This is a genomic window from Pseudomonas mandelii, from assembly GCF_006438925.1.
Classification (GTDB): Bacteria; Pseudomonadota; Gammaproteobacteria; order Pseudomonadales; family Pseudomonadaceae; genus Aquipseudomonas; species Aquipseudomonas mandelii_C.
The window spans coordinates 190,464-204,632 of sequence record NZ_RCZA01000007.1; the positions used below are offsets into that span (position 1 = coordinate 190,464).

Genomic DNA, 14,169 nt, shown 5'->3' on the forward strand with positions numbered 1-14,169 from the left:
TGATAGATTGCTTTCGCGAGCAGGCTCGCTCCCACACTGGATTTGTGAACAACACAGAACCAATGTGGGAGCGAGCCTGCTCGCGAAGGGGCCAGCTCAGTCACTATCAATCTGAGCCAATGCCACCCCCAACCGCGCCGCACTCGCCCGCGGGCAATTCAACTGAACCCGCTCAAGCCCCAACCAATCCGCCATCCGCCGCAGATTGATCGCCAACGCCAGCATTCCCTCGTCATCCAGCCCCGGCTTTTCTTCATGCACCGCGTGTACCGCCAGCCTGCCCAACGCCCGCTCGGCACGCAGATCCACCCGAGCGGCAATTCGTTCATTGTGCAAAAACGGCAACACGTAGTAGCCATAGACCCGCTTGTCCTGCGGCGTATAGATCTCCAACCGATAGCGGAAATCGAACAGACGCTCGGTGCGACTGCGCTCCCAGATCAGTGAGTCGAAGGGTGAAAGCAAGGCGCTGGCTTCGACCTTGCGCGGCACTGTCGGCGCAGGCAGACAATAGGCCGGTTGCCGCCAGCCCTGGACTTCACAAGCGAGCAATTCACCCGCCTCCACCAGTTCCGCCAAGCGCGGACGGGCATCACCGGGACTCAGGCGAAAGTAATCCCGCAGGTCTTTTTCTGTTCCGACGCCCAACGCTGTCGCGGCATGCAGCAACAGGCCGCGCTGGGCCTCGGCCTCACTCAGCAGCGGCTGCGCAAGAATCGCCGAAGGAATCACCCGCTCCGGCAGATCATAAAGCCGCTCGAACCCGCGCCGGCCGGCCACGGTCACTTCACCGGCAGCGAACAACCATTCCAGCGCATGCTTTTCCGCGCTCCAGTCCCACCAGGGCCCTGCCCGTTCCTGACGGGTCGACAGGCTTCCGGCACCCAGCGCGCCCAGCTCCTGAACCGAGGCCAGCACCCGGCGAATCGTGTCCTGCTGCTCACGCCCGAAACGTGCCAATTGCTGATAGATATCTTCGCCACGGGTCGCGCGCAGCATGCGCCAGCGCATCAACGGGTACATCGACAAGGGCAGCAACGAGGCTTCATGCCCCCAATACTCGAAGAGCGTGCGCCGCCGGCCCGAACTCCAGGCAGCCTGGTCGAGCAAGTCGGATGAGTAATTGCCGAGGCGGGAAAACAAGGGAAGGTAGTGCGAACGCACCAACGCATTGACCGAATCGATCTGCAGAATGCCCAGCCGCTCGATCAGACGATTGAGCTGAACCGGTTTGATCGCCGCTGGCGGCTGGCGCCCGTTGAACCCTTGGGCGGCCAGCGCCAGACGCCGAGCCTGTTTGATGGAAAAGGACAGTGTTGCGCGCATGAGCATCTCCTTGTCTGCTCGCAACCTACCTCACCGGGAGACGGTTTGTGTAGTTGTGTATGACTCATTTGTGCATCGGGTCATTCCAGAATGGTTTGACCGACTCGAACTCCACATCCGCACGACTCATGCCAATGTCCTTCAGCGCTTCGTCACTCAGACTCGCCAGCAGCTCGCGCTCCCGGTGAAGTTCGTACCAGCGGCTGAATTTGTGCAGCAAATCGGATACCAGGTGGATCGAGTGTTTTTCTACGACTGGATGTTCATGTTGACCTTTCATCTTGTTGCCCTCCGTTTGGATGGCTCAAGTGTCGCGCCGGGGCTAAGATCAATCCAACGAATGTTTCTGATGTAATACATCTCGGAGATTGATGAATGTCTGCCTACCCGAGTATCGACACCGAAGTGCTGCGCACCTTTGTCGCCATCGCCGACCAGGGCGGTTTTACCCGTGCCGGCGAGTTGGTCAACCGCACTCAGTCCGCCGTGAGCATGCAGATGAAGCGGCTGGAAGAAGATGTGGTGCAGCGTCAATTGTTCCAGCGCGACGGACGGCAGGTGCGGCTGACGGCTGAGGGTCAGGTGTTGCTCGGCTATGCCCGGCGCATCCTCAAGCTGCACAGCGAGGTGTTCAATACGCTACGCGAGCCGCACATGGTCGGCATGGTGCGCATCGGAACGCCGGACGATTACGTGATGCGTTTTTTGCCGGGGATTCTGCGGCGATTTGCCCAGACGTATCCGCTGATCCAGATTGAAGTGCACTGCGAATCATCAAAACAATTGCTGCTGCGCCAGGACCTGGACTTGACCATCGTCACCCGCGAACCGGGCAACGAAATCGGCCAGTTACTGCGCAAGGAGCATTTTGTCTGGGCCGAGGCACAATGTTTCAGCGCCCATGAGCAAACACCGCTGCCACTGGCGATGTTCAACAGTGATTGTTTCTGCCGCTTATGGGCCTGCAATGCGCTGGACGCCATGGGTCGCGATTACCGCGTGGCGTACAACAGCGACAGCCTGTCGGCGATCATGGCGGTGGTCAGCGCCGGACTGGCCGTCACCGCACAACTCGAAAGCCTGATCACGCCCGACATGCGCATACTCGGTGAGGCCGAAGACCTGCCGATCCTGCCCGAGGCCAGCATCATGCTGGTGCGCAACCTGCATAACCCCTCACCGATCACCGAGTGCCTGGCCGATCACATCGTCGAAGGTTTCAAACTTTAAGGGCGAGCATCACCGCGCAGAACACCAGGAACCCACAGAACAACCCACGCAGCAGTCGCTCTGGCAGTGCGTGGGCGATCCTCACGCCCCAGCTGATGCTCATCAGACCACCGACCGCCAAGGGCAGGCCGATCATCCAGTCCACCTGATGGTGCACCGCGTAAGTCACCAGCGTGACGCCCGTGCTCGGCAGCGCCAACGCCAGCGACAACCCCTGCGCTACCACCTGACTGGTACCGAACAGACTGGTCAGCACTGGCGTTGCCACCACCGCGCCGCCCACGCCAAACAACCCGCCCATGGTGCCGGAGGCGGCGCCGAGCACGCCCAGCCATGGCCATGAGTAATTCATTTGCGCAGACACTGGCGCGTTGGCACAGAACATTCGCACCAGGTTGTAGGCTGACAGAGCAATCAGGAACGCGACAAATCCGACGCGCATGGTTTGCGCATCAATGCCCACCGCCCAGATCGAACCGATCCAGGCGAAACAGAATCCCATCGACGCCAATGGCAGCGCGTGACGTAATTCAATGCGATTACGCTGGTGATAACGCCACAGCGCCAGCATCACGTTGGGCACCACCATCACCAGCGCCGTACCTTGGGCAATCTGCTGATCGAGGCCGAACAACACACCCAGCAACGGGATCGCGATCAAACCACCGCCAATGCCGAATAACCCACCGAGGGTGCCCAAGGCAACGCCAAACACCAGATACATCAAAAACTCAATCACAGGCGATTTTCCCTTCACGTCAGGCTATTCATCCTACGCAGTCGGCGCTGGCGGGGAAACGCACAGCAACGCACAATGGTTGTGCCAACTTCGCACAAGCGCAGCCGACACTATGAACCCCAATCAATTGACCGAACAACTGGGTCTGTTCCTCGACGTGCTGGAAACCGGCAGTTTCTCCGCTGCGTCCCGCCGCCACCCGCTGACCCCTTCGGCGGTGGCCCGGCGCATCGACAGCCTGGAAAATGCCGTCGGCAGCCAGTTGTTCATTCGCAGCACCCACGCAGTGCGCGCTACCCCGGCGGGTTTGGCGTTTGCCGAGCGCGCGCGGCGGATCGTTGCTGAACTGCGGCTGGCTCGGGCTGAGGCAGTATCCTTGAGCAGCGCACCGGAAGGCTTGATTCGGATCGATGCACCGGCCGCGTTCGGGCGACGACATCTGGCGCCGGTGATTGCCGACTTTCTGATGCTCTACCCCGGCCTCGATGTGCAGTTGCACCTGATCGACAGTTTCGTCGACATGCAGGGTTTGAATCTGGGCAAGGTCGATCTGGTGCTGCGTGCCGGGCAAATGGCCGATACCCGGCTGGTGGCCACGCCGCTGGCGAGCATGGTGCGCATCGCCTGTGCCAGCCCCGAGTATTTGCAACGGCGTGGTGTGCCGACCGATCCGGCGCAGCTGATTGAGCATGATGGCCTCGACTGGGATGGCCTGGCTCCGCCGTTCGCCTGGCGTTTCGAGCGGGACGGGCAGATGCATTTGCACCGCCCTGCGCGCATCCGCATGAGTGCCAACAATGCCGAGGCTTTGGTCTGCGGCGCATTGGCCGGGCTGGGTATCGCACACTTGCCAACCTGGTTGACCAGCGAATACCTGTTACGCGGTGAACTGCTTCCGCTGTTCTGCGAACACGGCCTGCCACCACCGGAAACGACCGGCATTTATGCCTTGCGTCTTGAGCAACAACCCAATCCCCGTAGCCGCTTATTGCTGGAGTACCTGAAGACCCGCTTCAGCCCGATCCCGCCGTGGGATCTGGCGCTGCAAAGTACCCTCGACCGGCACTAGGCTAGAATTGTCTGGTGCATTAAAGATTCGCCCGCTAGATTTATGACGATCACTGATCAAGGCTTCGAAATGACCACCGAGCGCAACACCCCGGATAACTACGAAGAGCTGCTGCTGGACAACCAGATCTGCTTCGCCCTGCATTCCACTTCGCTGCTGATGACCAAGGTCTATAAGCCGCTCTTGCAAGCGCTGGGCCTGACTTATCCGCAATACCTGGCGATGATGGTGCTGTGGCAAAAGGATGGTTTGACCGTAGGCGAAATCAGCGCACAACTGCTGACCGATCCTGGCTCACTGACGCCGCTGCTTAAACGCCTGGAAGTCGAAGGCCTGCTCAGCCGCACTCGCAGCCGCGAAGATGAACGGGTGGTGATTGTCGAGTTGACCGAAAAAGGTCGTGCGCTGCGGGACAAGGCCCGTGACATTCCGCAGTGCATCCTCGCCGCCAGTGGTCAGACGCTGGAGCATCTGCAGAACCTGCAAAACGAACTCCAAGAGCTGCGCAGTAATCTGCAAGACAACCTCTAATCGTCAAACCACCACAAATCCCCTGTGGGAGCGAGCCTGCTCGCTCCCACATTTGTTTTTGTGGTGTCCTTCAAACCTTATTCGCCCTCCATTCCAAAAAATTCTCCGCTGAAAATCCTGCCGCGACCGCTCTAATTCAACACATCCAATCATCGTCCACCCCTCAAACCAAAATCTCTTCAAAAATTTATATTGCGCGCTAAATATTCGCGAGCTACATTTATTTCGCACTTACTTAGCGCGCAAACATTTAGCGCAAAAAAACCAAACCCCGAATGAGGCTTACATCATGCAAACTCTCTACACCGCTATCGCAACCTCCACTGGCGGCCGTGACGGTCGTGCGGTTTCCAGCGACAACATCCTCGATGTCAAACTCGCCACACCCAAAGAACTCGGTGGTGCTGGCGGTGCAGCGACCAACCCTGAGCAACTGTTCGCAGCCGGCTACTCCGCCTGCTTCATCGGCGCGCTGAAATTCGTCGCCAGCCAGACCAAAGGCATCATCCCGAACGACGCCTCGATCACCGCCCATGTCGGCATCGGCCAGATCCCTGGCGGTTTCGGCCTCGACATCGACCTGCACATCAGCTTGCCGGGTCTTGAACAAGCCGATGCACAAAGCCTGGTCGACGCTGCACACCAAGTCTGCCCGTACTCCAACGCCACCCGTGGCAACGTCGATGTGCGCCTGCACGTTACCGTCTAACCGCTGATTCCCAGGCCCGAACCAGGAAACGAACATGCGCACTTTCAGCAAAGTCTTGACCGGCACCCTTCTCGCCTTGTCCATTAACAGCGCGTTTGCAGGTGGGGGTGTTGAACACAACACCCAGGCGTTCCTCGACGTTCTGAACGCCAGCACCGGCAAACCGATGGAACAACTCACGCCTAAAGAAGCCCGCGCCGTGCTGGTCGGCGCGCAGGACGGGGTGAAACTGACGCTGCCAAAAGCCGATGTCAGCGAGAAGACCATTCAAGTCGACGGCCAACCGCTCAACCTGACCATCGTCCGGCCGGCCGGGGTCAAAGGTGAGTTGCCAGTGTTCATGTTCTTTCACGGTGGTGGCTGGGTGCTGGGGGATTTCCCGACCCATGAACGTCTGGTTCGGGACTTGGTTACCGGTTCGGGGGCGGCGGCGGTGTTCGTCAATTACACCCCGTCACCGGAAGCGCATTACCCGGTGGCGATCAACCAGGCTTACGCCGCAACCCAATGGGTGGCCGAGCACGGTAAAGCGATCAACGTCGACGGCAAACGTCTGGCCGTAGCCGGCAACAGCGTCGGCGGCAACATGGCGGCAGCGGTTGCGCTGATGGCCAAAGACAAAGGCACACCAGCGATCAGGTTCCAGGTGCTGCTGTGGCCGGTGACTGACGCCAGCTTCGAGACGGCGTCCTACAACCAGTTTGCCGAGGGGCACTTCCTCACCAAAAACATGATGAAGTGGTTCTGGGACAACTACACCACCGACGCCAAGCAGCGTAACGAGATCTACGCGTCGCCGCTGCGGGCAACCACCGCGCAACTCAAGGGCCTGCCACCGGCCCTGGTGCAAACTGCCGGCGCCGACGTGTTGCGTGATGAAGGTGAAGCCTACGCCCGCAAACTGGACGAGGCTGGTGTGCCGGTCACGGCGGTGCGCTACAACGGCATGATCCACGACTATGGTTTGCTCAACGTGGTGAGCCAGGTGCCGGCCGTGCGCTCGGCGATGTTGCAGGCGTCTGAAGAACTCAAGCAACACCTGAAATAAAGCAAAAAGATCGCAGCCTCGTTTCACTCGACAGCTCCTACATGGGTTTTGGATTCCCCTGTAGGAGCTGTCGAGTGAAACGAGGCTGCGATCTTTTGATATTAATCTTCGGTCACAAAAAAGCCCGACTCAATGGTCGGGCTTTTTCATTCCTCAAGCAGTGCTTATTTAGCACGGCCTTTGTAGGAACCGCCTTCGCGGGTATCGATCTCGATTCTGTCACCGATTTCGATGAAGTCAGCAACTTGCAGCTCAGTACCGTTACTCAGCTTGGCAGGCTTCATCACCTTGCCGGAAGTGTCGCCGCGAGCCGAACCTTCGGTGTAGTCAACTACGCGCACGATGGTGGTCGGCAGTTCTACGGAAACCAGACGCTCTTCGAAGAAGATCGCTTCGCAAACATCGGTCATGCCTTCTTCAACGAAAGGCAGAACGGCTTCGATGTCTTCAGCGTTCAGCTCGTACATGGTGTAGTCGGTGGTGTCCATGAACGTGTAGGTGTCGCCGCTGATGAAGGACAGGGTCGCTTCTTTGCGGTCGAGGATTACGTCGTCCAGCTTGTCGTCGGCGCTGTAAACGATCTCGGTCTTGTAACCGGTCAGCAGGTTTTTCAGCTTGGTCTTCATGATCGCGCTGTTACGACCAGACTTGGTGAATTCAGCTTTCTGAACCAGCCAAGGATCGTTTTCGAGACGGATCACGGTACCGGGTTTCAGTTCTTTACCAGTTTTCATTGCGAATATCCGAATTTGGATGGGATTTACAAAAATCTAGGCCGCGTATCATATCCAATTTACATAAAACTGTACCAGCGCTGCGGCAAGATCCGCCTGCAAAGCTTGTTCCAGACACCACGCTTCGGCGTGTTTTTGCAGTTCTGGCCAGTGATTTCGGGTCGATTGCCAGTGCCCGGTCATATTGTCACCCGCATTCCACGCCCGCCAAAGACCGCTGATCGCCTCGCCGGCAGGCTCGGACAGGCCTTTGGTGTACAGCGCGAGGAAGGCGTCGAGCTTGTCCAGATGGATGTCTTCGTCCTGCTGATAGATGTGCCAGAGCAGTGGCCGGCCCGCCCATTGGGCGCGGACAAAGGAGTCTTCGCCGCGCACGGCATTGAAATCGCAGCACCAGAGCAGGTGATCGTATTGATCCTGTCGGACGAACGGCAGCACTTGCACGGTCAATTCACCGCGCACATACACCGCGCCGGCCGCCAAACCATCCACACCGAGCCAACGTTCGACATCCCCAAGAATCCGGCCTTCGGGTACCAGCAGATGAGTGGGCGTCGAGTCGGCAGCCATTGCCTCGAGCCAGCTGGCCAGCCCGTTATTTTCGTAGGCAAACAGCGAGATCAACTGCGCACCTTGCGCACGATCAATCCCTAAGCCTTGCAGGAACTCTCGCTGAGCCTCGGGGTTTTGCTGAAACTGCTGACGACGCTCAAGCAATCCGCTTTCACGCAGCAAGCCACCGGTCCCCTTCTGAAACCCCGGAAAGAAGAAGAATTTTTGTACGCTCTTGTACTTCACCGACGGCAAGCCGTGGCAGCCGACGATCCAGTCCTCGGCACTCAGATAGTCGAGATTCATCCACAGCGGCGGTTTTTCCCGCTCGGCCATGGCCTCCATGTAAGCACTCGGCAATTGGCAGGCAAACGCTGCGATCACTACATCAGCGGCTTCAGTGGGCTGCCAGTCGGCCGTCCACTGACACACTTCGACGCCCTGCTGCCATTGCTGTGAGGCATTGATGTCGATTTCCGGGCACAAGCGCTCGAAGGCCCGCAGATCATCGACCCACAAACGCACCGCCACCGAATGTTCGGCCACCAGTTGTCGGGCCAGACGCCAAGTCACGCCGATGTCGCCAAAGTTGTCGACCACCGCGCAGAAGATATCCCAGCGGGCTTTCATTTCAGGCATTCCAGGCTCCCGTTGGCAAAGGCGCCGATTGTCCTCATAAATTACCCCGTGCAGAAGAGCCGACGGCGATTAATCTTCATGCGACAATCGCCACTCGCCCGCGACCACCCGCCAGGAGGCAGCCATGCCCTACCGTCCCAACCCGCGCCGCCCGTTGCCGATCCAGCTCAACGCCGTGCAACTGACCGGCAGCATTGCCCTGGGTGTGTGGCTGGGGTTTATTGCGATCGCGCTGACGTGCTGGCTCGCCTCTCGACTGTTGTTCAGCGAGCAGCTGGCGCCCGTGGCTGAAGCCGTGCAGCAACTGGCCAAGCCACCGGTGGTGGTGCAACCGGCACCGGATACTCCACCGCAGAGCCCGTTGTTTGAACGGTACGAAGAGAACCTGCGCAAGAACGAGCAGCAGCAAAGGCTTGATCAGGCGCGCAGCAACAACCGCAATTTATCGAACCCCAAATGCCAGTTCTGGTTGCAACAGGACCAGACTGCACCCAGCGAAAAAAGCCGCGCCAACGTCCAGCAATTCTGCGATTGATCAAGAAGCTCTCTATGCACAAGCCGACCGTCCACCAACTGATTCTCGACAAGCTGCGGATCGACCTCGACATCGCCGAACGCGCCGCACAAACCGCTTACGAAACCGCGACCCACGAAGAAAACATCGCTGAGAACAAGTACGACACGCTGGGTCTGGAGGCGTCTTATCTGGCAGCCGGGCAGGCCAAACGAGTGGAAGAAATCAGGCAGTCACTGACGCTTTGCCAGAACCTGACGCTGCGACCTTACGACGATCAGCGTGGCATTGAAGTGGGCGCCCTGCTCGGCCTGGAAGACAAAAAGGGTCGTGAGCAATGGTTGTTTCTGGCCCCCGACGCGGCGGGTTTGAAGGTCGACCTGGTGGGGCAATGGATTACCGTCATCACCCCCCGCTCACCGCTGGGTAAAAGCCTGCTGGGCAAGTTCGAAGGGGACGAGGTGGAGATTCTGGTGGCGGGTGCTCGGCAACAGTTTTCTGTTACCGAAGTGGTTTAAAGCGGGAGATTAATGGACCGGCAGTTCGACGCCGTCGAACAGCTCTTCCAGCTCCTGCTTGTTGTGGCACTGGATGGCCTTGGCCATGACTTCGCGGGTCAGGTGCGGGGCGAACTTCTCGATGAAGTCGCACATGAAGCCACGCAGGAACGTGCCACGACGGAAACCGATTTTAGTAATGCTGGACTCGAACAAGTCGCTGGCATCAAGCATGACCAGGTCGCTATCGAGTTTGGCATCGACCGCCATTTTCGCCACGATACCCACGCCCAGACCCAGGCGAACGTACGTCTTGATCACGTCGGCGTCGGCGGCGGTAAACACCACTTTCGGCGTCAGGCCGCGATGACTGAACGCTTCGTCGAGTTTCGAGCGACCGGTGAAACCGAATACGTACGTCACGATCGGGTATTCGGCCAGGGCTTCGAGGGTCAACTTCGACAGTTTGGTCAGCGGGTGGCCCTGAGGCACGACCACGCAGCGGTTCCAGCGATAGCACGGCATCATCACCAGATCACCGAACAGCTCCAGCGCTTCGGTGGCGATGGCGAAATCGACGGTGCCGTCAGCGGCCATTTCAGCGATCTGCATCGGCGAACCCTGGTGCATATGCAGGGCAACGTCCGGGTATTGCTTGATGAAATTGCTGATCACCGGTGGCAACGCATAACGCGCCTGGGTGTGCGTGGTGGCGATCGACAGGGTGCCTTTCTTCTCGTTGGAGAATTCCTGGGCGATCTGCTTGATGCTTTCAACCTTGCGCAGGATCTCGCCGGCGGTGGTGATAATGCGCTCGCCGGCCGGGGTGACGCGGGTCAGATGCTTGCCGCTACGGGCGAAAACCTCAACCCCCAATTCGTCTTCCAGCAGACGGATCTGCTTACTGATGCCCGGTTGCGACGTGTAAAGGCTTTGGGCTGTAGCGGAAACGTTGAGGTCGTGGTGCGCCACTTCCCAGATGTAGCGCAATTGTTGAAGCTTCATATGAATCCCTCAAAGCAGGTAGACGCCACGGGCATCAGCGACGGTATATAACTATATTAATGGTTTGAAGAATAAATCTAGAACTTTTTTATCAAACTGCCACTATTCGTGTTCTGGTGTCCTGCCTCGTGAATACGTTCCTCTTTTGACGAGTGGCTGTTGATGCCAGGCGAGGAGCGGCAACGCAGCATGGCTGAAACAGACGCCGTCAAAGGAGGAACAGTATTTGCGAGGCAGGACACTAGCGATCCCCTTGGCGACGACGTTCCACCAGCGGCACCAGATAGACCGGTACCCGAGACAGTTGCAACACCCGCGCCGCCGTCCGGCCCAAAGGCGTTTCTGCGCCAGCACCATGGCTATGACTACCTACGATCAACAAATCCACGGAGAGTTTCTGCGCCTGGTCGAGAATCACCTGTGACGGATCGCCCTGAAGCACCCGCACTGCTTTGATCCGTTCCAGATCCTGCGACCCTTCATCCCCCAATTCTTCACGAAAGCTGTCGAGTACCCGCTGCTCGATGTTGGCAATCACCGTGTTCAAGCCTTGGCTGTGAAACTCATTCAACGCCTGCTCATCGAGATAACTCTGAAGCACCGACTCGGCAAACAGCCCCATCGGTTCAACGGCGTGCACCACGTAGAGATCGGCATTGAATGTTCGCGCCAGCGCCAAGGCATGCTGCATCACCAAAGGCGCGTACAGACCGAGGTCAGTGGCGTACAGCATCGAATGAATCATATGACCTCCTTGAGTGCCAACATGGCGGAGATTGATTCAGCTTAGCAGTGCCTTGGCGAGTACGACGTCCCGCGTAACGCGTTGAACCGTGGGCTTAAACCTTTTGCTCGTTGCTTATGCCATGCGGCACGTGGCCGGTGGCGACCACCTCACGGGCCAACTCGCAATGACCGGCCTGATCGTCGAAAAACACGTCGGCGGCAAAGGCTTCGAGAAACGCCGACTTGGTCAGGCCGCCCAGAAACAGCGACTCGTCCAGTCGAATGTCCCATTCGCGCAGGGTACGGATCACTCGTTCATGGGCCGGTGCCGATCGCGCTGTTACCAGCGCGGTGCGGATTGGACAGGCGTCTTCCGGGAACTCGCGCTGCAACAGATTGAGGGCGGCGAGGAAGCCTTTGAACGGTCCACCGCGCAAAGGCTCGCGGGCGGCTTCACGCTCGCTGGCCTGAAACGCTTCCAGACCGCCGGACTGATAGACGCGCTCCGATTCGTCAGAAAACAGCACCGCGTCACCATCGAAGGCAATACGCAATTCATCACTGGCCGCACGGCTGGCGCCACCCGACAGAATGGTCGCCGCGGCGAAACCGGCATCCAGCGCACTGCGCACGTCTTCGGCATGCGTCGAAAGAAACAGGTCGCAGCCAAACGCCTTGAGGTACGGATAAGGACTGCGCCCGCCGACAAACGCCGCGCGGGAAATCGCCAGGCCATAGTGGTGGATCGAATTGAAAACCCGCAGGCCGGTGTCGGCACTGTTGCGCGACACCAGAATCACCTCGACTCGGGCGCGACCAAGGCTGGTATTGAGGTTGAGGAGTTTTTGTACTAACGGAAATGCATCACCGGGCTCAAGGATTTCGTCTTCGTGTTCAATCTGATATTGCCGATAGGCTTCGACACCGCTCGACAGATAGACCTTGTGGCTTTCGCTCAGGTCAAACAGCGCACGCGAAGAAATCGCCAGCACCAGTTTGTCGTCGATAGTTTTTGCCATGCCCTTCCCCCTCAGGATGATCGACTCAGGTGTTACGTCGATCGATAAAACTCAAACTGCGATACAAGGCTTCGATTCGCGGCAACTCGCACCCTGCGGCCTTGGCTACCGCCAGTGGCCGGGCGTAAATCGCATCCAGTTCAAGCGGTCGTTTGTGCAGAAAATCGTGGTACATGCTCGGCCAATAGTCCGGCATTTTCTCGGTCACCATGAACAGATGATCGGCATAACCGGCCGGTACGTCGTGACCGCAGGCGATTGCTCCCTGAACCACTTCAGCCATCAGAGCCTTGATCAGTTCCCGACTGTCGGCATCGGTCATCAACGGCGTGGTGCTTGCCCCGAGCAGCACCGACAGACCGTTGTAGGGGATATTCCAGACCAGTTTTTGCCAACGCGCCTGATGCAGGTTCGCCATGGCCTGGGAATCGATGCCGGCGGTGCGGAACAGTCCGGCGCCCTCCTCGACAATCGCCATGCGCGCCTGCTCATCAGTTGCAGGGCCACTGTGATACCCAACATTCACCGCGCCGAGCGTCTGATGGGTGATGACGCCTGGTCCGTCGCGATGAACGCAGATAAAACAGAGCCCGCCAAGCAAATGCAGCGAATCAGGGAGCAACTCGCGCAGACTGTCCTCGACGTCCAGGCCATTTTGCAACAGCAGCACTTTGGCACCGGGCGCGGCCGCTTGAATGATGGCCGGCGCCAGTTGCGCGTTACTGGTGGTTTTCGCGCCCACCAGCAACCAGTCACAGGGCGGCATGTCTTCGGCCGTCGAGTACGCCTGAACCGGATTCAACGTCAGCGCGCCGTGCACCGCACTGTCGAGCTTCAACCCTTGCTCGGCCACCGCCGAAAACTCACTGCGCAACAGAAAATGCACATCGAAACCGGCACGCGCCAGCATCAATCCGTAGAAACCGCCGATCGCGCCGGTACCGATAATACCGATTGTCGGTTTGGTCACTGCCCCCATCATGGCAACTCCTCTGCAATTCGACTCAACGCCTGACCCACGGCTGCATTGAGCTCGGCACGGGTCAGGCGCGATTTTAGTGCCCCGAAGAATTCACCGTCGCGCACCACAAACAGCGCCGGCAAATAAAAAACCTGATAACGCTCGACCACCCCGCCATTGTTCCCGGCATCAATCCAGCACAGCCGATCGACGTCCAGATCGAGTCGTGGCAGTTGCTCACGGGCAAAACGGCAACTGGCGCAGCCGACGCTGGTGAAAATGACCAGCGACACACCGCTCATCGCCAGCAGCCGTTGGTCGGCGTCGAAATCAGTCAGTTCCAATTCGACCACTATACTGGGTGGAACAATGTCAGATGGCCGACACATGGAGTCCGTGTTCATGGGACGTTTTATTCCTCACCCTGACGATGTGCCCGTCGAATTAACGTTGCTCAAACCTGAGTGTATTTCACGGCAACAGCTGCACACTATCAGCCTCGGGGGCATGGCTTGCAATTATCACCGGGCGTGGCGCCACGGTACGGCGCTGGAAGTTCGCATGCCGACCTTGAACCCCGACATGCGTTTTCTGGGCTATGTCGCCTGGTGCCTGCGACGCAAGCGCGGCTATCTGGTAGGCATTGCCTTTGTTGACGAACAGATGATGTTCAGTGCCCGGATGGGCGAGCAGGTGTGCCAGATCGAACGTTACTGCCGCCTGCATGACGCGCATGATGGTCTGCAGGAAACTCAGGCCCTGGCCCTCGAATGGGTCCAGGAACATGCCGACGAGTTCTCTCACGACACGGTTCGCAGGGCATTTGCGCAGGTTGTGCTGGATTAGGAGGGGCATTCTCAATGGGTTCCC

General features: G+C 58.6%; 18 protein-coding genes. 8 read left to right on the forward strand and 10 right to left on the reverse strand.

What is annotated here, in order from left to right:
• Window positions 1-96 precede the first annotated feature (96 nt).
• Window positions 97-1,326 (reverse strand): winged helix-turn-helix domain-containing protein, encoded by a 1,230-nt coding sequence (locus tag EAH74_RS17780; RefSeq protein ID WP_140680111.1) that lies wholly within the window; start codon window positions 1,324-1,326, stop codon window positions 97-99.
• 64 nt (window positions 1,327-1,390) lie between these two features.
• Window positions 1,391-1,606, reverse strand: coding sequence for a DUF1127 domain-containing protein (locus EAH74_RS17785; RefSeq protein ID WP_140680113.1), 216 nt, complete (start codon window positions 1,604-1,606; stop codon window positions 1,391-1,393).
• 95 nt (window positions 1,607-1,701) lie between these two features.
• Here EAH74_RS17785 and EAH74_RS17790 point away from each other — a divergent pair, with 95 nt between their 5' ends.
• Window positions 1,702-2,556 (forward strand): LysR substrate-binding domain-containing protein, encoded by an 855-nt coding sequence (locus tag EAH74_RS17790; protein WP_140680114.1) that lies wholly within the window; start codon window positions 1,702-1,704, stop codon window positions 2,554-2,556.
• Here EAH74_RS17790 and EAH74_RS17795 read toward each other — a convergent pair.
• A complete protein-coding gene (locus EAH74_RS17795) occupies window positions 2,546-3,295 on the reverse strand; it encodes a sulfite exporter TauE/SafE family protein (RefSeq protein ID WP_140680115.1) in 750 nt (249 codons plus the stop codon). The two genes, EAH74_RS17790 and EAH74_RS17795, sit on opposite strands and share 11 nt — an antisense overlap.
• 112 nt (window positions 3,296-3,407) lie before the next feature.
• Between EAH74_RS17795 and EAH74_RS17800 the strand changes: the two genes are divergently transcribed.
• The 4 genes from EAH74_RS17800 (at window position 3,408) to EAH74_RS17815 (ending at window position 6,652) form a co-directional block, all read left to right on the forward strand.
• Window positions 3,408-4,364, forward strand: a complete 957-nt coding sequence (locus EAH74_RS17800; RefSeq protein ID WP_095128929.1) for a LysR family transcriptional regulator — start codon at window positions 3,408-3,410, stop codon at window positions 4,362-4,364.
• A 69-nt stretch (window positions 4,365-4,433) separates the two neighbouring features.
• The gene (locus EAH74_RS17805) at window positions 4,434-4,895 is read left to right on the forward strand and encodes a MarR family winged helix-turn-helix transcriptional regulator (RefSeq protein WP_140680316.1); all 462 of its coding nucleotides are present in this window, start codon (window positions 4,434-4,436) and stop codon (window positions 4,893-4,895) included.
• A 289-nt stretch (window positions 4,896-5,184) separates the two neighbouring features.
• On the forward strand, window positions 5,185-5,604 hold the full coding sequence (locus EAH74_RS17810; protein WP_140680116.1) for an organic hydroperoxide resistance protein: 420 nt from the start codon (window positions 5,185-5,187) through the stop codon (window positions 5,602-5,604).
• A 34-nt stretch (window positions 5,605-5,638) separates the two neighbouring features.
• A complete protein-coding gene (locus EAH74_RS17815; RefSeq protein WP_140680117.1) occupies window positions 5,639-6,652 on the forward strand; it encodes an alpha/beta hydrolase in 1,014 nt (337 codons plus the stop codon).
• 164 nt (window positions 6,653-6,816) lie between these two features.
• On the opposite strand, the gene EAH74_RS17820 is transcribed toward EAH74_RS17815, so the two are convergent.
• Window positions 6,817-7,386, reverse strand: coding sequence for an elongation factor P (locus EAH74_RS17820; RefSeq protein ID WP_032626910.1), 570 nt, complete (start codon window positions 7,384-7,386; stop codon window positions 6,817-6,819).
• A 48-nt stretch (window positions 7,387-7,434) separates the two neighbouring features.
• The gene (gene earP, locus EAH74_RS17825) at window positions 7,435-8,577 is read right to left on the reverse strand and encodes an elongation factor P maturation arginine rhamnosyltransferase EarP (protein ID WP_140680118.1); all 1,143 of its coding nucleotides are present in this window, start codon (window positions 8,575-8,577) and stop codon (window positions 7,435-7,437) included.
• Window positions 8,578-8,701: 124 nt separating this feature from the next.
• On the opposite strand from earP, the gene EAH74_RS17830 reads away from it, so the two are divergent.
• Together EAH74_RS17830 and EAH74_RS17835 are read left to right on the forward strand one after the other, a co-directional pair.
• The gene (locus EAH74_RS17830) at window positions 8,702-9,112 is read left to right on the forward strand and encodes a hypothetical protein (protein WP_140680119.1); all 411 of its coding nucleotides are present in this window, start codon (window positions 8,702-8,704) and stop codon (window positions 9,110-9,112) included.
• Window positions 9,113-9,126: 14 nt separating this feature from the next.
• On the forward strand, window positions 9,127-9,609 hold the full coding sequence (locus EAH74_RS17835) for a GreA/GreB family elongation factor (protein WP_140680121.1): 483 nt from the start codon (window positions 9,127-9,129) through the stop codon (window positions 9,607-9,609).
• Window positions 9,610-9,618: 9 nt separating this feature from the next.
• On the opposite strand, the gene cysB is transcribed toward EAH74_RS17835, so the two are convergent.
• The 5 genes from cysB to EAH74_RS17860 form a co-directional block, all read right to left on the reverse strand.
• Window positions 9,619-10,593 (reverse strand): HTH-type transcriptional regulator CysB, encoded by a 975-nt coding sequence (gene cysB, locus EAH74_RS17840; RefSeq protein WP_008148549.1) that lies wholly within the window; start codon window positions 10,591-10,593, stop codon window positions 9,619-9,621.
• Between the two features lie 241 nt (window positions 10,594-10,834).
• A complete protein-coding gene (locus EAH74_RS17845) occupies window positions 10,835-11,338 on the reverse strand; it encodes a universal stress protein (RefSeq protein WP_129436980.1) in 504 nt (167 codons plus the stop codon).
• 94 nt (window positions 11,339-11,432) lie between these two features.
• Window positions 11,433-12,338, reverse strand: coding sequence for a 5'-nucleotidase (locus tag EAH74_RS17850; RefSeq protein WP_008148545.1), 906 nt, complete (start codon window positions 12,336-12,338; stop codon window positions 11,433-11,435).
• A gap of 25 nt (window positions 12,339-12,363) precedes the next feature.
• The gene (locus tag EAH74_RS17855; protein ID WP_140680122.1) at window positions 12,364-13,320 is read right to left on the reverse strand and encodes a putative 2-dehydropantoate 2-reductase; all 957 of its coding nucleotides are present in this window, start codon (window positions 13,318-13,320) and stop codon (window positions 12,364-12,366) included.
• On the reverse strand, window positions 13,317-13,703 hold the full coding sequence (locus EAH74_RS17860; RefSeq protein ID WP_140680123.1) for a thioredoxin family protein: 387 nt from the start codon (window positions 13,701-13,703) through the stop codon (window positions 13,317-13,319). The genes EAH74_RS17855 and EAH74_RS17860 overlap by 4 nt, the downstream gene beginning before the upstream one ends.
• Between EAH74_RS17860 and EAH74_RS17865 the strand changes: the two genes are divergently transcribed.
• Window positions 13,702-14,145 carry a PilZ domain-containing protein gene (locus tag EAH74_RS17865; RefSeq protein WP_140680124.1) on the forward strand — a complete coding sequence of 148 codons (444 nt, stop codon included), beginning with the start codon at window positions 13,702-13,704 and terminating at the stop codon, window positions 14,143-14,145. The two genes, EAH74_RS17860 and EAH74_RS17865, sit on opposite strands and share 2 nt — an antisense overlap.
• The last annotated feature ends 24 nt before the right edge of the window (window positions 14,146-14,169 follow it).